18 protein-coding genes are annotated in these 19,404 nt (G+C 71.2%); 8 read left to right on the forward strand and 10 right to left on the reverse strand.

Annotated elements, in window-relative coordinates; translation table 11 throughout:
* Window positions 1-144: 144 nt before the first annotated feature.
* The 4 genes from ACIPTO_RS07740 to ACIPTO_RS07755 all read left to right on the forward strand — a co-directional run bounded on the left by ACIPTO_RS07740 (window position 145) and on the right by ACIPTO_RS07755 (window position 4,320).
* Complete coding sequence (locus ACIPTO_RS07740; protein WP_366316723.1) at window positions 145-744, forward strand: TetR/AcrR family transcriptional regulator; 600 nt, start codon at window positions 145-147, stop codon at window positions 742-744.
* Window positions 745-866: 122 nt separating this feature from the next.
* Window positions 867-3,101: an MMPL family transporter gene (locus tag ACIPTO_RS07745; RefSeq protein WP_401190139.1), complete on the forward strand. Its 2,235-nt coding sequence runs from the start codon at window positions 867-869 to the stop codon at window positions 3,099-3,101.
* 95 nt (window positions 3,102-3,196) lie between these two features.
* Entirely contained in the window at window positions 3,197-3,748 is a 552-nt protein-coding gene (locus ACIPTO_RS07750) for an isochorismatase family protein (protein ID WP_401190140.1), read from the forward strand.
* A gap of 59 nt (window positions 3,749-3,807) precedes the next feature.
* The gene (locus ACIPTO_RS07755; protein ID WP_366316717.1) at window positions 3,808-4,320 is read left to right on the forward strand and encodes a YbaK/EbsC family protein; all 513 of its coding nucleotides are present in this window, start codon (window positions 3,808-3,810) and stop codon (window positions 4,318-4,320) included.
* 45 nt (window positions 4,321-4,365) lie between these two features.
* On the opposite strand, the gene ACIPTO_RS07760 is transcribed toward ACIPTO_RS07755, so the two are convergent.
* From ACIPTO_RS07760 to ACIPTO_RS07790, 7 genes are all read right to left on the reverse strand, one after another.
* A complete protein-coding gene (locus ACIPTO_RS07760; RefSeq protein ID WP_401190143.1) occupies window positions 4,366-5,835 on the reverse strand; it encodes a metallophosphoesterase in 1,470 nt (489 codons plus the stop codon).
* 67 nt (window positions 5,836-5,902) lie between these two features.
* Window positions 5,903-7,069 carry a serine hydrolase domain-containing protein gene (locus tag ACIPTO_RS07765; RefSeq protein WP_401190145.1) on the reverse strand — a complete coding sequence of 389 codons (1,167 nt, stop codon included), beginning with the start codon at window positions 7,067-7,069 and terminating at the stop codon, window positions 5,903-5,905.
* A 45-nt stretch (window positions 7,070-7,114) separates the two neighbouring features.
* A complete protein-coding gene (locus tag ACIPTO_RS07770; protein ID WP_366316711.1) occupies window positions 7,115-7,570 on the reverse strand; it encodes an organic hydroperoxide resistance protein in 456 nt (151 codons plus the stop codon).
* Between the two features lie 123 nt (window positions 7,571-7,693).
* Window positions 7,694-8,161, reverse strand: a complete 468-nt coding sequence (locus tag ACIPTO_RS07775) for a MarR family winged helix-turn-helix transcriptional regulator (protein ID WP_401190147.1) — start codon at window positions 8,159-8,161, stop codon at window positions 7,694-7,696.
* Window positions 8,158-8,916, reverse strand: a complete 759-nt coding sequence (locus tag ACIPTO_RS07780) for an energy-coupling factor ABC transporter ATP-binding protein (RefSeq protein ID WP_401190149.1) — start codon at window positions 8,914-8,916, stop codon at window positions 8,158-8,160. The genes ACIPTO_RS07775 and ACIPTO_RS07780 overlap by 4 nt, the downstream gene beginning before the upstream one ends.
* Window positions 8,904-9,665 (reverse strand): cobalt ECF transporter T component CbiQ, encoded by a 762-nt coding sequence (cbiQ, locus tag ACIPTO_RS07785; protein ID WP_401190151.1) that lies wholly within the window; start codon window positions 9,663-9,665, stop codon window positions 8,904-8,906. The genes ACIPTO_RS07780 and cbiQ overlap by 13 nt, the downstream gene beginning before the upstream one ends.
* A gap of 1 nt (window position 9,666) precedes the next feature.
* Window positions 9,667-10,701, reverse strand: a complete 1,035-nt coding sequence (locus ACIPTO_RS07790) for an energy-coupling factor ABC transporter permease (protein ID WP_401190153.1) — start codon at window positions 10,699-10,701, stop codon at window positions 9,667-9,669.
* Window positions 10,702-10,904: 203 nt separating this feature from the next.
* Between ACIPTO_RS07790 and ACIPTO_RS07795 the strand changes: the two genes are divergently transcribed.
* Window positions 10,905-11,258: an SsgA family sporulation/cell division regulator gene (locus ACIPTO_RS07795; protein WP_366316702.1), complete on the forward strand. Its 354-nt coding sequence runs from the start codon at window positions 10,905-10,907 to the stop codon at window positions 11,256-11,258.
* A gap of 23 nt (window positions 11,259-11,281) precedes the next feature.
* Here the strand turns inward: ACIPTO_RS07795 and ACIPTO_RS07800 are convergent, their stop codons facing one another.
* From ACIPTO_RS07800 to ACIPTO_RS07810, 3 genes are all read right to left on the reverse strand, one after another.
* A complete protein-coding gene (locus tag ACIPTO_RS07800; RefSeq protein ID WP_401190154.1) occupies window positions 11,282-12,961 on the reverse strand; it encodes a penicillin-binding transpeptidase domain-containing protein in 1,680 nt (559 codons plus the stop codon).
* 128 nt (window positions 12,962-13,089) lie between these two features.
* Window positions 13,090-14,727 (reverse strand): penicillin-binding transpeptidase domain-containing protein, encoded by a 1,638-nt coding sequence (locus tag ACIPTO_RS07805; RefSeq protein WP_401190155.1) that lies wholly within the window; start codon window positions 14,725-14,727, stop codon window positions 13,090-13,092.
* 201 nt (window positions 14,728-14,928) lie between these two features.
* Window positions 14,929-16,680 (reverse strand): dolichyl-phosphate-mannose--protein mannosyltransferase, encoded by a 1,752-nt coding sequence (locus tag ACIPTO_RS07810; RefSeq protein ID WP_401190156.1) that lies wholly within the window; start codon window positions 16,678-16,680, stop codon window positions 14,929-14,931.
* A gap of 62 nt (window positions 16,681-16,742) precedes the next feature.
* Between ACIPTO_RS07810 and rsmI the strand changes: the two genes are divergently transcribed.
* The 3 genes from rsmI (at window position 16,743) to ACIPTO_RS07825 (ending at window position 19,270) form a co-directional block, all read left to right on the forward strand.
* Window positions 16,743-17,603, forward strand: coding sequence for a 16S rRNA (cytidine(1402)-2'-O)-methyltransferase (rsmI, locus tag ACIPTO_RS07815; RefSeq protein WP_401190157.1), 861 nt, complete (start codon window positions 16,743-16,745; stop codon window positions 17,601-17,603).
* 282 nt (window positions 17,604-17,885) lie between these two features.
* Window positions 17,886-18,335, forward strand: coding sequence for a hypothetical protein (locus ACIPTO_RS07820; RefSeq protein WP_401190158.1), 450 nt, complete (start codon window positions 17,886-17,888; stop codon window positions 18,333-18,335).
* 47 nt (window positions 18,336-18,382) lie between these two features.
* Window positions 18,383-19,270: a TatD family hydrolase gene (locus tag ACIPTO_RS07825; RefSeq protein ID WP_401190159.1), complete on the forward strand. Its 888-nt coding sequence runs from the start codon at window positions 18,383-18,385 to the stop codon at window positions 19,268-19,270.
* Window positions 19,271-19,404: the final 134 nt, after the last annotated feature.

Below are 19,404 nucleotides of genomic sequence, written 5' to 3' on the forward strand. Positions count from 1 at the left end.
ATGGACCGGAGCAACTTGTGAAAAATCGCCGGAGGTGACCCAGCACACGTACGAAACGGTTTCGTTTCGTTGTGGAGTGCGCTACATTCGTGACTACGAGGTAGGTACGAAACCGTCTCGTTCGGAACCGGAGAGGTGAGTGGCATGACTGAAGTCGCAACGGCGCGTCGCAGTCGCATCACGCCCGAGCGTGAGGCCGAGCTGTACGCGGCCGTGCTCGACCTGCTCCGGGAGGTCGGCTACGACGCCCTCACCATGGACGCCGTGGCGGCCCGCACCCGCTCCAGCAAGGCGACGCTCTACCGCCAGTGGGGCAGCAAGGCCGAGCTGGTGGTGCGCGCCATGCGGCACAGCAAGCCGGGACGGGTCACCGACGTCGACACCGGGTCGCTCCGGGGCGACATGCACGCCATGGTGGTCCGCGAGGACGACTGCCGGATGGAACAGAACTCCGCGCTGATGCGGGGTCTGGCCATGGCCACGCACAACAACCCGGACCTGCTGCGGGCGTTCCGCGAGCTGATGGTCGAACCGGAGATGGAAGAGTTCCGGATCGTCATGCAACGTGCCGTCGACCGGGGAGAGGTCCGTGCGGACTGCCCGGCGCTGCAGTACGTGGTGCACATGATGATCGGCGCCTTCGCGACCCGGACGCTCATCGAGGACAAGCCACCGACCCAGGAATACCTCACCTCGTACATCGACGCCGTCATGCTCCCCGCTCTCGGCGTACCCACCTCCTGACCCACCCACAGCACGCCCACCTGACGTAACCGCTCACGTCGTCGGGCCGATCACCCGTGTCCCCAACCGGCTGATCACCCCTGCCCCGAAGAACCCCACGACCTGACCGGGAGTACGCCCTCGTGGCCACGTTCCTCTACAAAGTAGGCCGGCTCGCCTTCAGGCGACGGCACTACGTCGCCCTCCTGTGGATCGCGCTGCTGACCCTCGCGGGAGTCGGCGCGGCCAGTGCGCCCGCCGCCGGCGCCTCCTCCTTCTCCGTACCGGGAACCGAGGCCCAGAAGGCCTTCGACCTGCTGGAACAGCGCTTCCCCGGGATGAGCGCCGACGGCGCCACCGCCCGGGTCGTCTTCAAGGCACCGGCCGGCGAGAAGCTCGACAGCGGCGCCAACAAGGCCACCGTCGAGAAGACCGTCAAGGACCTCGGCGACGGCTCCGAGGTCGTCTCGGTCGCCGACCCCTTCAAGGGCAAGGCCGTCAGCAAGGACGGCACGATCGCCTACGCGTCCGTGAAGTACAAGGTCTCCGGCATGGAGCTGAAGGACGCCTCCAAGGACGCCCTCACGGACACCGCGGAACAGGCGCGCACGGCGGGACTCACCGTCGAGGTCGGCGGTGACGCGCTCACCGCGACCCCCGAGACGGGCTCCACGGAGATCATCGGCATCGCGATAGCCGCCGTGGTCCTCGTGATCACCTTCGGCTCCCTGCTCGCGGCGGGCTTCCCGCTGCTCACCGCCCTCATCGGGGTCGGCATCGGCGTCTCCACCATCACGGCACTCGCCAGCGCCCTCGACCTCGGCACCACCACCTCCACCCTCGCGATGATGATCGGCCTCGCGGTCGGCATCGACTACGCCCTGTTCATCGTCTCCCGCTACCGGGCGGAGCTGGCGGAGGGCCGCGAACGCGAGGAGGCGGCCGGACGGGCGGTCGGTACGGCGGGCTCGGCGGTCGTCTTCGCCGGTCTGACGGTCGTGATCGCCCTGGTCGGCCTGGCGGTCGTCAACATCCCGATGCTGACGAAGATGGGCGTGGCCGCGGCCGGCACGGTCGCGATAGCGGTCCTCATCGCCCTCACCATGATCCCGGCACTGCTCGGCTACGCCGGCAAGAAGATCAAGCCCGCGGGAGAGAAGAGCAAGCTCCTGGGCGGCGGACGCGCCAAGGCCGCCGCGAAGCCGGCCCGCCCGAACATGGGCACCCGCTGGGCGAGCTTCGTCGTACGACGCCCGCTCGCGGTGCTGCTGCTGGGCGTGATCGGACTCGGCGCGGCGGCGATCCCCGCGGCCTCGCTCGAACTGGGCCTGCCCGACGACGGTTCGCAGCCCACGTCCACGACCCAGCGCCGGGCCTACGACCTGCTGTCCGAGGGCTTCGGTCCCGGCTTCAACGGGCCGCTGATGGTCGTCGTCGACGCGAAGGACAGCAGGACCCCGAAGGCCGACGTCACCACGGTGACCGACAAGATCAAGGCCCTCAAGGACGTCACCACCGTCACCCCGGCCACCTTCAACAAGGACGGCGACACCGCGACGATCACCGTCGTCCCGGACTCCAAGCCGTCGTCCGTCACGACCGAGAACCTCGTCCACGGCATCCGTGACGCGGGAGCGCAGGTCAAGGCGGACACCGACTCGTCGGTCCTGGTCACCGGCACCACGGCGATGAACATCGACGTCTCCCAGAAGCTGAACGACGCGCTCATCCCGTACCTGATCCTGGTCGTGGGCCTGGCGTTCCTGCTGCTGATCGTGGTCTTCCGCTCGGTCCTGGTCCCGCTGAAGGCCGCCCTTGGCTTCCTGCTGTCGGTCATGGCGGCGCTCGGCGCGGTCGTGGCGGTCTTCCAGTGGGGCTGGCTGTCGGGCCTGATGGGCGTGGAGGAGACCGGACCCGTCATGTCGATGATGCCGATCTTCATGGTCGGCGTGGTCTTCGGACTGGCCATGGACTACGAGGTGTTCCTCGTGACCCGTATCCGCGAGGCCCACGTCCACGGCGAGAAGCCGGGTCAGGCGATCGTCACCGGCTTCCGGCACAGTGCCCGGGTGGTGACCGCGGCGGCCGTCATCATGATCGCGGTGTTCTCGGGCTTCATCAGCTCCAGCGAGTCCATGATCAAGATGATCGGCTTCGGCCTGGCGATCGCGGTCTTCTTCGACGCGTTCGTGGTGCGCATGGCGATCGTTCCGGCGGTGCTCGCGCTGCTGGGGAAGCGGGCCTGGTGGCTGCCGAAGTGGCTGGACCGGGTGCTTCCCAACGTGGACGTCGAGGGCGAGGGCCTGCGCGAAATCGGCTCCACGGGCTCGGGTTCCGGCTCCGGCCCCGACGAGGACCGCGAGCTGGTCCGCGCCTGACCGGCCGAGTGCGGATGACGTCGACCCCGGGCCGTCCTCGCGGCACCGGGGTCTTCCCCTGCCGGAGGGCGGTCCGGTCGATAACCTCCTGAGGTATGACCACTCTGCCGGAACGTCCGCACACCGCTCTGCTGCTGATCGACGTCCAGGTCGGCGTCGTCGCCGAGGCGTACGCCCGTGACACGGTCGTCGCCACCATCGCCGGACTCGTCGAAGGGGCGCGCGCGGCGTCCGTGCCGGTCGTCTGGGTGCAGCACTCCGACGACAACGTGCCGCGGGGCAGCGATGCCTGGCAGTACGTCCCCGAACTCACCCGCCACGAGCCCGAGGCCCTCGTACCCAAGAGCTACCCCGACTCCTTCGAGGACACGTCCCTGGAGCGGGTCCTCGCCGAGGCCGGGGTCGGACACCTGGTGGTGGCCGGTGCCTCCACCGACGCGTGCATCCGCTCCACGATCCACGGCGCCTTCGTACGCGGCTACGACGTGACCCTTGTCGCGGACGCGCACACCACGTCGGACCTGAGCCGGTGGGGGGCGCCGGCGCCGGAGCAGGTCATCGCGCACACGAACCTGTACTGGAAGTACCACGAGGGGCCCGGGCGGACGGCCGCGGTCGTGCAGGCGAAGGAGGTCGTGTGGCCGTAGGGCCACCCGCTTCCGGAACCCGGTCGCAGTCCCGGCGCGCCCACCGTTACCGTGCCGCCATGAGCATGAACGACATCGAAGACGGCACCACCGGCGCCCACCCCCGATTCGCCGACGCGCTGCGGGAGCTGGGCCTCGCGGAGCTGCTCGGCCGGATTCGCCGGTTCCCGGACGCCACCCGGACCGCGGCCGAGGCCGCCGCCGCGATCGGGTGCGAGCTGAGCGAGATCTGCAAGTCCCTGATCTTCGCGGCCGACGGGGTTCCCGTGCTGGTGCTGATGGACGGGGCGTCCCGGGTGGACGTGGAACTGGTGCGCCGGGAACTCGGGGTGGAGAAGGTCACGCGGGCCAAGGTGGAGGTCGTGCGGGAGACGACCGGGTATGCCATCGGGGGTGTGCCGCCGTTCGGGCACCGTACGAGGACCCGGGTGCTCGCCGACCGTTCGCTGCTCGCGCACGACGTGGTGTGGGCCGCCGCCGGCAATCCCCACGCCGTGTTCCCCATGGAGCCCAAGGAGCTTGTCGCCCACGCCGGTGCGACGCTGGTGGACGTGCGCGAGCAGGGCTCGTGAGGGAGGCGCGGTGGTCCGGCGGCGCGGCGATCGGCGGGGGCTCGGCTACGGGGTGGCGATCCGTGGCGCGGTGATCCCCGACAGGTCGTGCCGGTGGACGCTGTTGCGGTCCGTGGCGGTGCGGCCGAGGGCGTGGTGGGGCCAGAGGCCGCCTGCCGCGCGGCGGCTGCGTTCGGCCCATTCCCGGGATTCGGGGGCCGTCGTCTTGTAGTGGTTGAGGGCGTAGCCGCCGGTGTGGATGCGGACCAGGCAGAAGCCGCCGGGGTAGTCCTTGGCGGCGGTGACCTCCTGCTGGGTGACGTGCGGGGCGCGCGGGAGGGCGGTTCTCTTGTTGCGGTGGGTGTGGCCCGCGTGGTGGAGGAAGACGCCCGGCGCGGAGGCGTAGGCCTCGATGATGGCGCGGGCCTGGCGGGCGTCCAGGCGCTGGCCGCGGGTCACCGGGAACACGGAGTCCCGCACCGTCAGCGGGTGGTGGCCGAAGACCAGGGTCGGGCGGTCGGGGTCCGACCTCAACTGGTCGCGGAACCAGGACAGTTGGTCGGGGCCCAGGGCTCCCGCGTCGCCGCCGTTGCCGGTCTTGTCGTAGGTGTCCAGGCCGATGATCCGCAGGCCGCCGAGGTCGTGGGCGAAGTACGCGGGGGCCGCGTCCGTGCCGAACGTCTCCGCGAACGGGTCGGCCCAGGGGGCCGGTGGGCGGTCGTGGTTGCCGCGTACGACGAGGTAGTCGCGGCCCAGGGTGCCGAAGCCGTCGAGGATCCGGCGGGCCGTCGCGACGTCCCGGGGTGCGCCGCCCGCCGAGAGGTCGCCGGCCGCGAGGAGGACGTCCGCGCCGCGTCCGCGTGCCTCCTCGACCAGGGCGCGGCTCATGATCTCCGGGTACGCCGTGCGGCCCGCCGTCTGGGAGACGCCCCGCAGCAGGGGGAAGCCCGCCATCAGGCCCGCTGTGGTCTCGCCCAGGTGCAGGTCGTTGCAGAGGGCGATGGTCATCACGTGGCTGCCGGGCGGGGGTTGGGGCGTGGTGAAGGAGTACACCCCGGTGCGGTGTCCGCCGAAGCCGTGGCGGGACGTGCCGACCGCGTTGCCGCGCACGTGGTGCAGCGGGGTCGGTGTCGCGGGGACGCCTCGGGAGCGGGCCCGGTAGTAGTAGGTCTGGCCGGGTTCCAGGTCCGTCAGTTCCACGTGGTGGTGGGCGGTGGGGCGTTCCTCGGCCGCGGTGCGGTTGAGGTGGGCCGGGTGGGTGCCGTAGACGACCTCCCCCTCGGTGCGGGCCGGGAGCATGTGGCCGAAGGCGTCGGCCGTGCCCGGTATGCCGGTGTACCAGGTGAGGACGGCGCGGTCCTCGGTGAGCGTGACGAGTTCGAGGTGGACGGCCGCCAACGTGTCGGGATGGCGGCGGCTCCCGACGTAGGCGGCGCGCAGCAGGGCGGGGACGAGGAGGGTGCCGGAGCGCAGGACGTCGTAGGGCGTGGGGAGTGCGGCGAGGGCGGCGAGGGGAGCGGAGAGGCAGCAGCGCATGTGTCTCTCCTGCCCGTCGGCCGTGAACGGCAGCGGTGGTGGTGGCGGCCGGCTTCGTACCAGTGTGCTACACCAGCGCGGCGCGTACCGCCCGCACCAGCGCCTGAGCCCTCGGGTCGGCCGTGACGCTCTTGCGGAAACCGTTGGTGACATAGCCGAACGCGATGCCCGACTCCGGGTCGGCGAAGCCGAGCGAGCCGCCCCGGCCCGGGTGTCCGAAGGAGGTCTCCGACAGGAGCGGGGACGCGCTGCCGTGCAGCATGTAGCCCAGGCCGAAGCGGGTGGTGATGACGAGGACGCGGTCCGGGCCCGACGCGTTCTCCGCGCGCGCCAGTTCCACCGTGTCCGGGGTGAACAGCCGTGTCCCGCCGTCGACTTCACCGATGAGCGACGCGTAGACGCGGGCCAGTCCGTCCGCCGTGGCGATCCCGTTCGACGCGGGCAGTACGGCGGCCCGGTACGCGGGATCGTTCTCGTCCGGCAGTGGCGTGATCGCCCCGAACGCGCGCCGGGTGAGGGAGTCCGGGTTCGCGTACGCCTCGGAGACGGAGCGCTTGGGGCGGGTGCGCAGGACGCCCGGGTCCGTCGCCGCGGGGGCTTCCAGCTGTGCGACCCGGCCCACCCGGCCCGCCCGGGCCGCCGGCAGGCCCACCCACAGGTCCGCTCCGACCGGGCCCGCGATCTCGTCCGCGATCCACTCGCCGATCGACCGGCCCGTCACCCGGCGCACGAGTTCGCCGGTCAGCCAGCTGTACGTCTGCGCGTGGTACCCGTGGTCCGTGCCCGGCCGCCACACCGGCGCCTGCGCCGCCACCGCCGCCGCGCCGAGCACCGGGTCGGCCGCCTCGCGCGGGGTCAGCGGACGGTCCAGCACCGGCACGCCCGCGCGATGCGCCAGCAGGTGCCGGACGAGGGTGTGCTCCTTGCCCGCCGCCTTGTACTCCGGCCAGTACGCGCCGACCGGAGCGTCCAGGTCCAGCTCCCCGCGCTGCGCCAGCAGCAGGACCGCGGCGGCCGCCACACCCTTCGTCGCCGAGCGTACGATCTGAGCCGTGTCCTGCTCCCAGGGCGCGGTGCCGTCGACGTCCTTCGTGCCCGCCCAGAGGTCCACGACCCGGTGCCCGTGCCGGTACACGGTCACGGCCGCGCCCCGGTCGCCCCGGATCTCGAAGTTGGCCGCGAACGCCTCCCCGACCGGCTCGAAGCCCTCGGCCACCCACCCGTTCACGTCCACGCCCGTGCTCTCCGTCCCGATGGTCCGCCGTGCCGTTGCCCTCTCTCACCCAAGCAGGATCGTCACGTCGATGTTCCCGCGGGTCGCGTTGGAGTACGGGCAGACCTCGTGCGCCGCGTCCACCAGCTGCGCCGCGACGCCCTGGTCGAGGACCGGCAGGGACACGCTGAGGGCGACGGCGAGGCCGTAGCCGCGCTGCTTGTTGGGGCCGATGCCGACCTTCGCGGCGACCGTGGAACCGGTCAGGTCGAAGCCCGCCCTGCGGCCGACCAGGACCAGCGCGTTGTGGAAGCAGGAGCTGTAGCCGGCCGCGAAGAGCTGCTCGGGGTTGGTGCCGTTGCCGTCGCCGCCGAGCGCCGGGGGCATCGCGACCTGGAGGGCGAGCTGGCCGTCCTGGCTGCTGACGAAGCCGTCCCGGCCGCCGTGGGCGGTGGCCTCGGCGACATACATGATCTTCGTCGGGCGGGTGTCGACAGCGGTGTCAGCGGTGTCGTCGGTCATGGCGGGACCTCCCCTGGGACGGAAACACAAGAGCGCGCGATTACATCGTGCACAAGATACTGACCGGTAGAACGCCCCTGCCCGCCAGGGGGTACGAACCGGCGGTAACCCGAGGTCGGCCGGTCAGCGAGCCCTTTCCGCCGCCGCCTCCGCGCGCTCCGCGAGCCGCCACAGCTCCGCCCGCAGCCGTGTGACCTCGGGCAGCTCCAGTTCCGTCGCCGCGAGCAGGGCGCCGGGCACACCCGCCGCGCGCCCCCTGAGCGCCGTGCCGCGCTCCGTGCACGCCACCAGCACCGAGCGCTCGTCGTGCGCCGCCCGCTCACGGAGCACGAGACCCGCCGACTCCAGGCGCTTCAGCAGCGGCGACAGCGTGCCGTAGTCGAGGTGCAGCGCGGTCGAGAGGTCCTTGATCGGGGTCTCGCCGCGCTCCCAGAGGACGAGGAGGACGAGGTACTGCGGGTAGGTCAGCCCCAGCTCGTCCAGGAGCGGGCGGTACGCGGCCGTCAGCGCCCGCTGGGCCGCGTACAGCGCGAAGCACAACTGCTCGTCCAGGAGCGGCGATCCGGCCCCGGTGTGGTCCTCGTTCGTCACGCGCCCATTGTCACGGACCGCGGGTCGAACCCGAAGGGCAACTCCAGACGGTGGGCCCGCATCAGCCCGTCGTCCGCGAGGAGTTCGCCGGTCCGCCCGTCCGCCGCGATGACGCCCTCGCTGAGGATCAGCGCTCGTGGGCACAGCTCCAGGGCGTACGGCAGATCGTGCGTGACCATGAGGACCGTCACGTCCAACGACCGCAGGATGTCCGCCAGTTCGCGGCGCGAGGCGGGGTCGAGGTTGGACGAGGGCTCGTCGAGGACGAGGATCTCCGGCTCCATCGCCAGCACGGTCGCCACGGCCACGCGCCGCCGCTGCCCGAAGGAGAGGTGGTGCGGAGGGCGGTCCGCGAACTCCGCCATGCCGACCGACTCCAGTGCCGTACGCACCCGTCGCTCCAGCTCGGCGCCCTTCATCCCGGCCGCCGCCGGGCCGAACGCCACGTCCTCGCGGACCGTCGGCATGAAGAGCTGGTCGTCCGGATCCTGGAAGACGATCCCGACCCGGCGCCTGATCTCCGCCATGTGCCGCTTGCCGACCGGGAGTCCGGCCACCGTCACCGTCCCGGCGCCTGCCGTGAGGATGCCGTTGAGGTGCAGCACGAGGGTGGTCTTGCCGGCGCCGTTCGGACCGAGCAGCGCGACGCGTTCACCGCGTCCGACGGTGAAGTCGACGCCGAACAGGGCCTGTTGGCCGTCGGGGTAGGCGAAGGCCAGTCCGGCCACTTCGAGCGAGGGGGTCACAGTGTCCATCCCAGCAGACATACGACGAGGGCGGCACAGGGGAGGGCGAGGGCGTACGACCACTGCGCCCGGGACGCGGTCACCTCGTCGATCACCGGCATCGAACCGGTGTAACCCCGGCTCAGCATGGCGAGATGGACCCGCTCCCCGCGTTCGTAGGAGCGGATGAACAGCGCGCCCGCCGACTTCGCGAGGACGCCCCAGTGGCGGACGCCCCGGGCCTCGAAACCCCGGGACGCGCGGGCGATCCGCATCCGGCGCATCTCGTCGGTGACGACATCGCCGTAGCGGATCATGAACGACGCGATCTGGACGAGGAGGGGCGGGAGCCTCAACCGCTGGAGGCCCAGGAGGAGTTCGCGGAGTTCGGTGGTCGAGGCGAGGAGGACCGAGGCCGCCACGCCCAGCGTGCCCTTGGCGAGGACGTTCCAGGCGCCCCACAGGCCGTTCACGCTCAACCGCATTCCCAGGAAGGTGACATGGTCGCCCTCCGCCACGAAGGGCATCAGCACCGCGAAGGCCACGAAGGGGATCTCGACCAGCAGGCGGCGCAGCAGGAAGCCCGCGGGGACGCGGGCCGTGTACGCGACGCACGCGAGGAGGACGGCGTAGCCGGCGAACGCCCACATCGCCTCGCGCGGGGTCGACACCACGACCACCACGAAGGCGAGGGCGGCGGCCAGCTTTGTGTGCGGCGGCAGCGTGTGCACGGGGGAGCGGCCCGGCCGGTAGAGGCGGTGGGCGTGGCCCGCACCCATGTCAGGCCACCTGTGAGGTGTCGCGGCGCCTGCGGACCGCCCAGAAGACGCCGGTGCCCGCGACGACCGTCACGCCCACGCCGATCACTCCGGCGAGGCCGCCGGAGAGCCGGGCGTCCTCGACGTCGCGCACGCCGTAGTCCGCGAGCGGTGAGTCCGCCGAGGCGTGCTCCTTCGTCTGCCGGTCGATGCCCTGGTCGGCGGCGACCTTCTCCAGCCCGTCCGGGTTCGAGGAGGCGTAGAAGCTGACGAAACCGGCGAGGACGAGAGAGGCGACCAGGCCGCCGATCCACAGCTTCCGGCGCGAGGTGTCGCGCACGGCGACCGGCTCCGACGGCCGTGGCGCGTCCACGAGTTCGCCGTCCACCCGCAGCTTGAGCCGCTGCTCCAGGCCGCGCGCGCCATGGACGAGATCCGGGCGTACGGCGATCACGGCGCCGACCGTCAGCGCGGTGATCGCGGCCTCGCCGACGCCGATGAGGACGTGGACGCCGATCATCGCGGTGGCGACCTTGCCGAGCGAGACGTCGGTGGTGCCGCCGAGGGCGTAGAGGAGGGTGAAGACGAGGGCGGCGGCCGGGACCGACAGCAGGGCCGCCACGAAGGACGCGGCCGTGATCGAGCGACGGCCGCGCGGCAGGACCTTGACCAGGCCGCGGAAGACGGCGTAGGCGACGACCGTCGTCGTGATCGCCATGTCGGTGATGTTCACGCCGAGCGCGGTCAGGCCGCCGTCCGCGAACAGGATGCCCTGCATGAGCAGGACGACCGAGACGCAGAGGACCCCGGTGTAGGGGCCGACCAGGATCGCGGCCAGCGCCCCGCCGAGCAGGTGGCCGCTGGTGCCGGCCGCGACGGGGAAGTTGAGCATCTGCACGGCGAAGATGAACGCGGCGACCAGGCCCGCCAGGGGCGCCGTCCGTTCTCTCCCCAGCTCGCGGCGGGCGCCGCGCAGGCTCACGGCGATGGCGCCGGCGGCGACCACGCCGGTCGCGGCGGATATGGGGGCGTCGATGAATCCGTCAGGCACATGCACGGGATGATTTTAGATGGTTATTGCGAGTGCTTTGCAAGAGCCAGGCGCTTGTGGAATGTGGCCGTTCCGGGAGTGAAACGTGTCCGCTCCGGAATGTGAGATCTGTCGCCTCGACGGGCGCTCCCGGGAAAATGTGCGACATTTGGGTAGTGGAAGCGGATGCATAGCTTTCACACAGGTCACTCAGCGTAAGGGGCCGCCCGATGTCCGTAGTCGAACAGTACGCGCGAGCCCATATCGTCACCGACGAGGACGTGGACCGGCTGGATGCTGACGCGGTCCCCGTCGTCCTGCGGTACGACCCCGAATCCGACCCCCGAGCCGTCCGCATAGGTCTCCCGGGACCGCATGAGTGGACCTTCGACCGGGCCCTGCTGGAGCAGGGACTGCGGTCCCCCGCCGGCAGCGGCGAGGTGCGGGTGTGGCCGTGCGGGCGCGTGCAGGCCGTGGTCGAGTTCCACTCCGAACAGGGCGTCGCCGTCGTCCAGTTCGAGACGAAGACGATCATGCGGTTCCTGCGCCGCACCTATACGGCCGCCGCACCCGTGGCGAGCTGAACCCCCCTCGGCAGCACGGGAGTTCAGCCGCCGAGACTGGCGCCCAGCTTGAGCAGGGCCGCCACGATCGGGCCCGCCGTGTCGCCGCCGTGGCCGCCCGCCTGGACGACGCCCGCGGCGACGAGGTCGCCCTTGTACGCGGTGAACCAGCCGTTGGGCTTCTTCTGGCCGTCGACCTCCGCGGAGCCGGTCTTCGCGCCGTAGTCGGGCCCGAGCCCGGACATCGCCTGGGCCGCCGTGCCGTAGTCCGCCGTGTACTTCATGACCTCCTTCAGCTGGGCCTGGGTCGTCGACGACATCGTGCGCGACGCCTTCGCGAGCGTGCGGCCGTCGACCGTCGGCGAGACCAGGTACGGCTGGTGGAAGGTGCCCGTGTCGACCGTCGCGGCCACCGACGCCATGTTCAGCGGGTTCATGCGCACCCCGCCCTGGCCGATCAGCGAGGCGCCCATCTGCGCGCCGCTCTGCACCGGCACCGAACCGTCGAAGGTGGGGACGCCTATGGCCCAGTTGTTCATGCCGAGGCCGTAGACCTGCTGGGCCTCCGTCGTCAGGTCGCTGTCGGACAGCTTCGGCGCGAAGTTGATGAAGGCGTTGTTGCAGGACGCCCCGAAGGCCATCTTGAACGTGCCCTTCTTGATCTCCGAGTCGTCGTCGTTGTGGAAGGTCCAGCCCGCCAGCTTGTACGTCTTGGGGCAGGGGTGGGACGCGTCCGGGGTGACGAGGTCCTTCTCGAAGAGCATCGTCGACGTCACGATCTTCATCGTGGAACCGGGGGCGAGGGAGCCCTGGAACGCCACGTTGAAGCCGTGCGAGGCGTTCGCCACGGCCAGGATCTCGCCGGTCGAGGGGCGCAGCATGACGACCGAGGAGTTCTTCTGCTTGCTCACCTGCGTCTCGGCCGCCGCCTGGAGCGTCGGGCTGAGCGTCGTCTTCACCTTGCCCGGCGTGCCCTTGCTCAGCTCCAGCAGCGTCTTGTCGGACTCCTTGGACTTCTTGCCCCGGATCACCCGCAGCTCGATGCCCGCCTTGCCGCCGGCCTTCTTGCCGAACTTCTCCCGCAGCCCGTCCAACACCGTGCCCAGGGACGGGTACTTGGCCGCCGTCAGCTCGCCGCCGTCACGGTCGTAGGCCTTGATCGGCGGAGTGCCGGACTCGCCCGTCACCAGGGTGTCGCCGTCCGCGAGGTCCGGGTGGACGACGGACGCGTGCCACGAGACGTACGGCTTGCCGTCCTTCGCGCTGCGCACGACCGTGAGTGAACTCGCGTACGACAGGGGCTTGTCGATGCCCTTGTACGACACCGTGCACTTCACCGAGAAGGGGACCTTGGTGCCGGTGCGGGCGCCCTCGGTGAGGGTCATGCCCTTCATGTGGGCGTTCTTCGTGTACCCGGTGAGCAGGGCGGTGGCCGCCGTCGACCGGTCCGTCGTCGCGGCGGCCTGGGCGACCTTGCCCTGCTGCCAGTCGGCCAGGAACCGCTGCGCCGTCGTCTGCACCTCGGTCGCCGACAGCGGGCCCGTCTTGACGGCCTTGTGGTCGGAGCCGCCCGACGTGCCCGCCTCGGCGGACGCGCCGCCGTCGTACAGCGCGTAGGCACCGACGCCCGCACCGACGAGCGCCACGGCGATCACCCCGCCGACCACGGCCGGCCTCGTCCTGCGCTTCTCGGGTACGCGCCTTCTCTTGCCCCTCGTGCCCACTGTTCCCGATCCTCCGCGAATCCCTCTGGGCCCCGCCGTCCCGGCCCTCGTCCCTCACACACCCCAACGACGGGGCACACCCTAGAGTCCCGTCCTGTGCGGGTGAGTCCCGTCTCACGGGGGTGAGTTCAGCCACCCGCCGCCAGTACGGCCCGGACGATCGGGCCCGCCGCGTCGATGCCGTGGCCGCCGTCCTGCGTCATCGCCGCCGCGGCCACGTCGTCGCGGTAGCCGGTGAACCAGCTGTTGGACCTCGACTGCCCGTCCACCTCGGCCGACCCCGTCTTCGCGCCGATGCTGCCGCGCAGACCGGACATGATGCCGGCGGCGGTGCCGGAGGTCGCGGTGCGGTTCATCATCGCCCGCAGCTGGGCCGACGTACTCGCCGACAGGCCCTTGGCGGTGGCCAGTTGACGGTCGTCGAGGCTCTGCGCGACCAGCACCGGCTGACGGAACGTGCCGGTCTTCGCGGTCGCCGTCACCGACGCCATGTTCAGCGGGCTCATCTGCACCTGGCCCTGGCCGATCAGGTTGGCCGCGGTGTCCGGGCCGCCGGACGCGGGGACCGAGCCGTCGAAGGACGGGATGCCGGTCTTCCAGTTGTCCCGGCCGAGGCCGAAGCGGTCCTCGGCCTCCTTGGTCAGCGAGTCCACCTTGACCGAGTCGGCGAACTTCACGAACGCGGTGTTGCAGGACCGGGCGAAACTGCCGGCCAGCGTGGCCTTCTCGTCCGGGGCCAGCCCCTCCAGGTTGTGGAAGGTCTGGCTCTGCCAGGTCGCGGTGGGCGGGCAGGGCGCCGCGCCGGTCATGCTGGTGATGTCGTTGTCGATGAGCGTGGCGGCACTGATGATCTTCATCGTGGAGCCGGGCGCCAACTGGCCCAGGAACGCGGCGTTGAAGCCGTCGTTGCGGTTGTTGGCGACCGCCAGGATCTGACCGGTGCTCGGCTGCACGGCCACGACCGACGACTCCGAGTACTTCGTCACCGCCTGCTCGGCGGCGGCCTGCGCGCCCGCGCTGAGCGTCGTGCGCACCTTGCCGGGCTCACCCTTCTCCAGGGTCACCAGCGTGGTGTCGGCGGAGTCCGCGACCGGATGCTTGATCGCCAGCTCGATGCCCGGCGTACCGCCCGCCTTGTCGCCGTACTTGGCGCGCAGCTCGTCGATGATCGGCCCGAGGGACGGATACTTCTCCTTCGTCAGCACGGACCCGTTCCGGTCCACGGCCTCGATCGCCGGGTTCTCGGCCTCGCCGGTCACGAAGGTGTCGCCGGTCCTCAACTCCGGGTGCACGACGGACGGCTGCCAGTCGACGAGGGCCCGCCCCGTGGTCTCCCCGCGCACGACCGTCAGCCGGCTCCGGTAGGTGAGCGGCTTGTCGGTGCCCTTGTACGACACCGTCGCGTGCACGGTGAACGGCACGGTGGCTCCGCCGGTACCGGATGCGGCACCGGGCGTGATCTTCACCTTCCCGATGTGCCCGGCCCCGCCGTACGACTCCAGTACGGGCTCGGCGGCGGCGTCGTTGTTCGTGTACGACGCGGCGGACACGGCAGCGCCGCTCTCCCAGGCCGCGAAGAACTTCTTCGTCGTCTCCTTGACCTCCGACGCGCTCGGTGGCCCGGTCTTCACGGGCGCGGGCCCACCGGACCCCGCCGGCCCGCCGCCGTGGAGCGAGGACAGCACGTTGTACGCCCCGTACCCGGCCCCACCCACCATCACGGCGAACACACTGCCTATGACGGTGGCTTTGACCCCCTTGCGCATGGTGCGGTCCCCTCCCCGTGTACCAGTCCTACGACTGTAGGTCGGCTGGGGGAAAGTTGTGACAGCTGTTTCCTTTTGTTGTCCTAAGAGAGACCGCCGGGGGAGGGGACGGACCGGGCGGGGGCGGGGGCGGGGTCGGTGCCGGGCCCAGGTCGAAGGGGGCGCGGCAGTCCGCCGCGCCCCCTTGATGCCTTCGCCCAGCTACACCCACGTGTCCAGCCACATCCGTGACCGCCACTGGTCGATCGGGATTGCCGTGCCCGTGTACAGGGGCCAGAAGTAGATGAAGTTCCAGGTGATCAGGAGGACGAGTACGCCCGCGCCGACCGCGCCCGTGACCCGGCGGGTGTCGCTGGAGCCGGGGGGGCCGATGAGCGCGCCGATCAGCATCGCCACCGCCAGGCAGAGGAAGGGGAGGAAGACGATGGAGTAGAAGAAGAAGATCGTGCGGTCCTGGTACATGAACCAGGGGAGGTAGCCGGCCGCCACGCCGCAGGCGATGGCGCCCGCGCGCCAGTCGCGGCGGAAGGCCCAGCGCCACAGGACGTAGAGGAGGGCGAAGCAGGCGGCCCACCACAGGAGGGGCGTGCCGATGGCGAGGACCTCGCGCGCGCACTTCTCGCCCGCGTTCACCGGGCAGCCGTCCGAGCCGGGGGACGGGGACTCGTAGAAGTAGGAGACCGGGCGGCCGTCGACGAGCCAGCTCCAGGGGTTGGACATGTACGTGTGCGGCGAGTGGAGGCCGACGTTGAACTCGTAGACCTCGTGCTCGTAGTGCCACAGGCTGCGCACCCAGTCCGGCATGAACCGGCTCCAGGAGCCGCCCTTGCCGTCGGTCGCGGCCCAGTTGCGGAAGTAGCCGCCGGTGCCGTTGGCGGGGGAGAGGATCCAGCCGAGCCAGGAGAGGACGTAGACCGAGATCGCCACCGGGGCGGTGGAGACGAAGGCGAGGCCCACGTCGTGCTTGAGGACGGCGGTGTACGGCTTGCTCGCGCCCGCGACCTTGCGGGAGCCGACGTCCCAGAGGACGGCCATCACGACGAAGGCGGCGGCGTAGAACATGCCGTTCCACTTCGTGGCCATCGCGAGGCCGAGCGTCAGTCCGGCCATCCAGCGCCAGGGCCGCCAGCCCAGGGAGAGGGTGTCGGCGATGTGCGCGTCCGGGCGTGCCCGGCCGTCGGCGTCGACGGGGAGGGCCGCCGCGAGTCTCGCGCGGGCCCGGTCCCGGTCCAGCAGCAGGCAGCCGAACGCGGCCACCACGAAGAACATCAGCACGCCGTCGAGCAGCGAGGTGCGGGCCATCACGAAGGCCAGGCCGTCGAGCGCCATCATGGTGCCCGCCACACAGCCCAGGAACGTGGAGCGGAACAGGCGGCGGCCGATGCGGCACAGCATCAGGATGGCCAGGGTGCCCAGCAGCGCCGTCATGAAGCGCCAGCCGAACGGGTTGAAGCCGAAGATCAGCTCACCGATGCCGATGACGTACTTGCCGACCGGCGGGTGCACCACATAGGCCGCGTCGGTCGGGATCGGGACATGGCCGTTGTGCTGGAGGATCAGGTCGTTGGCGTTCTTGTCCCAGTTGACCTCGAAGCCGCGGTGGACCAGCGCCCACGCGTCCTTCGCGTAGTACGTCTCGTCGAATATCACCGCCTTGGGGCTGCCCAGGTGGTAGAAGCGCATCGCGCCCGCCAGCAGTGTGACCAGCAGCGGGCCGCCCCAGCCGGACCAGCGGTTGATGCGGCCGACGAGGGCCGGCGAGAAGCCGAGCGCCGCCCACAGCCGCGGACTGGGCTCGGCGTACGGCGGCACCAGCCGGTCCCGTACGTCGCTTCTGGGCCCCGCCGCGTAGCCGAATCGGCGCAGCCGCTGCTGCCACGACGGCCGCTGCTCGTGCGGAGCCTGCCCTTGCCGGGTGTCCGTGGAGTCCATGGACGACGCTGTACTGGTCACCGCGCCATCGTAGGGAACAGGTCTGTGTGAGTCCCGCCTCTCTCCCCTGAGAGGATGGAAACGTGACAGTTGCTCCCGGAACCCTGGTCCTTGCCGGCACCCCCATCGGCGACATCGCGGACGCCCCGCCGCGCCTCGCCGAGGAACTGGCCGGGGCCGACGTGGTGGCCGCCGAGGACACCCGGCGGCTGCGGCGGCTGACGCAGGCGCTCGGGGTGCAGCCCAAGGGGCGGGTCGTGTCCTACTTCGAGGGCAACGAGGCCGCCCGGACACCGGAGCTGGTCGAGGCGCTCCTCGACGGTTCGCGCGTGCTGCTGGTGACCGACGCGGGGATGCCGTCCGTGTCCGACCCCGGGTACCGGCTGGTCGCCGCCGCCGTGGAGCGGGACATCAGGGTGACCGCGGTACCGGGGCCCTCGGCGGTGCTCACCGCGCTCGCGCTGTCGGGGCTGCCGGTGGACCGGTTCTGCTTCGAGGGGTTCCTGCCGCGCAAGGCGGGCGAGCGGCTGTCGCGGCTGCGGGAGGTCGCCGGTGAGCGGCGCACCCTCGTCTACTTCGAGGCGCCGCACCGGCTCGACGACACCCTCGCCGCGATGGCGGAGGCCTTCGGCGCCGAGCGGCGGGCCGCCGTGTGCCGGGAGCTGACGAAGACGTACGAGGAGATCAGGCGCGGCCCGGTCGGCGAGCTGGCCGAGTGGGCGGCGGAGGGGGTCCGGGGGGAGATCACCGTCGTCGTCGAGGGCGCTCCCGAGAGGACCGAGGAACTCGGCGCCGACGAACTCGTACGGCGGGTCCGGGTGCGTGAGGAGGCGGGGGAGCGGCGCAAAGAAGCGATCGCCGCCGTGGCCGTCGAGGCAGGCCTTCCCAAGCGGGCGGTGTTCGATGCCGTGGTGGCGGCGAAGAGTGCGCAAAAACCTGTCTGACCTGCGGGAAAGGTTCCTCTGAGCGGGGCGCTGTTCCGATGAGCGCACGCCCCATGGCGGGGCAAAGCACCGTCCGCGAATGCAAAAGCCGGACCGCCTTGCCGGGGTGATTCGACAAGGAAAGTCCAAATCGCCTCCAACAGACGACAGGACGGATGCATTCGCCCTGCCGGAGGCGTCCACTGGATGAAGGGACGCACCCGTCCCTCACCTCCAACGGGATTCCGGGGGGAATCCCCTCGCCGGAGGTATTTGTCCAGCGGAGAGCAAGCAGGAGCTGGCATGAGTGAGATCGCAGGGCAGACCGGTCTTCGTGGCGGTGCCACCGCCGTGGTCAACGAGTCGTACTCCTTCGCCTGCATGCGGTGCGGGCACGGCTGGGAGCAGTCGTACGAGATAGAGCACCACGTCGACACCGACGGGCACCAGTTCGTGATGTACGTGGCGGACGGCCAGGTCGTGCCGTCGCCGCTGAGCCGCCCCGCGTGCCTCAACTGCGACGGACACGTCGTGCGCATCATGCGCGCGGGCCAGGTCTCGTCGGTACGGGAGGCCGCGCAGCGGCAGTACGCTCCGCCGCGGCCCCGCCCGGCGGCGGCAGCGGCGGACGCCACGGCCGAGGCCACGGCCCCGGAGGACGGCAGCGCGGCCGTGACCCCGCTGCCGGACCACAAGGACCACCACTGGCACCTGTCCGACCTGCTGCACCCGTTCCACCGCAACGCGAGCTGACGGGCTCCGACGACCGGGCGGGCATGCCCCTTTCGTAGGATCGGGGCATGCCTGCCTCCAGCGAGAAGTCCGCCGACAAGACGGCGCCGCCGCTCCCGGAGCCCCTCCGGGTGGCCGTCGCCGACTCCCACACCCACCTCGACATGCAGTCCGGCACGGTGGACCAGGCGCTCGCCAAGGCCGCCTCGGTCGGCGTGACGACGGTCGTCCAGGTCGGCTGCGACCTCAAGGGCTCCCGCTGGGCCGCCGAGACGGCCGCCCGCCACGACTCCGTCCACGCGACGGTCGCCCTGCACCCGAACGAAGCCCCGCGCATCGTCCACGGGGACCCCGACGGATGGTCCCGGCAGGGCGCGCGTGTGCCCGGCGGCGACGGCGCCCTCGACGAGGCGCTCGCCGAGATCGACCGCCTCGCCGGGCTCCCGCAGGTCAAGGGCGTCGGCGAGACCGGGCTCGACTACTTCCGCACCGGCCCCGAGGGTAAGGCGGCCCAGGAGAAGTCGTTCCGCGCCCACATCGAGATCGCCAAGCGGCACGGCAAGGCCCTTGTCATCCACGACCGCGACGCCCACGCCGACGTCCTGCGCGTCCTCAAGGAGGAGGGCGCCCCCGACCGCACGGTCTTCCACTGCTACTCCGGCGACGCCGAGATGGCCGAACTCTGCGCCCGCGCCGGGTACTTCATGTCCTTCGCCGGCACGGTCACCTTCAAGAACGCCCAGGACCTGAGGGACGCCCTCGCCGTGGCCCCGCTCGAACTGGTCCTGGTGGAGACCGACGCCCCCTTCCTCACCCCGGCCCCGTACCGCGGACGGCCCAACGCCCCCTATCTCGTTCCGGTCACGGTCCGCGCGATGGCGGCCGTACGGGGCATCGACGAGGACGTGCTGGCGACCGCGCTCGCCGCCAACACGGCCCGGGCGTTCGCCTATTGAGCCCTGGCGGCCCCGCCGCGGGTATCGCGGGGATGTCATCGAACACAACTCTGGGTAGCCGTGCCGCTTTGGAGAGTGACGGCCGCTCCGCTAGGTTCTGTTGGCCCGATCCGGACCCCCGTGGCCCTCTGGAG

The sequence above is a fragment of the Streptomyces sp. NPDC090083 genome, from assembly GCF_044747445.1.
GTDB lineage: Bacteria > Actinomycetota > Actinomycetes > Streptomycetales > Streptomycetaceae > Streptomyces.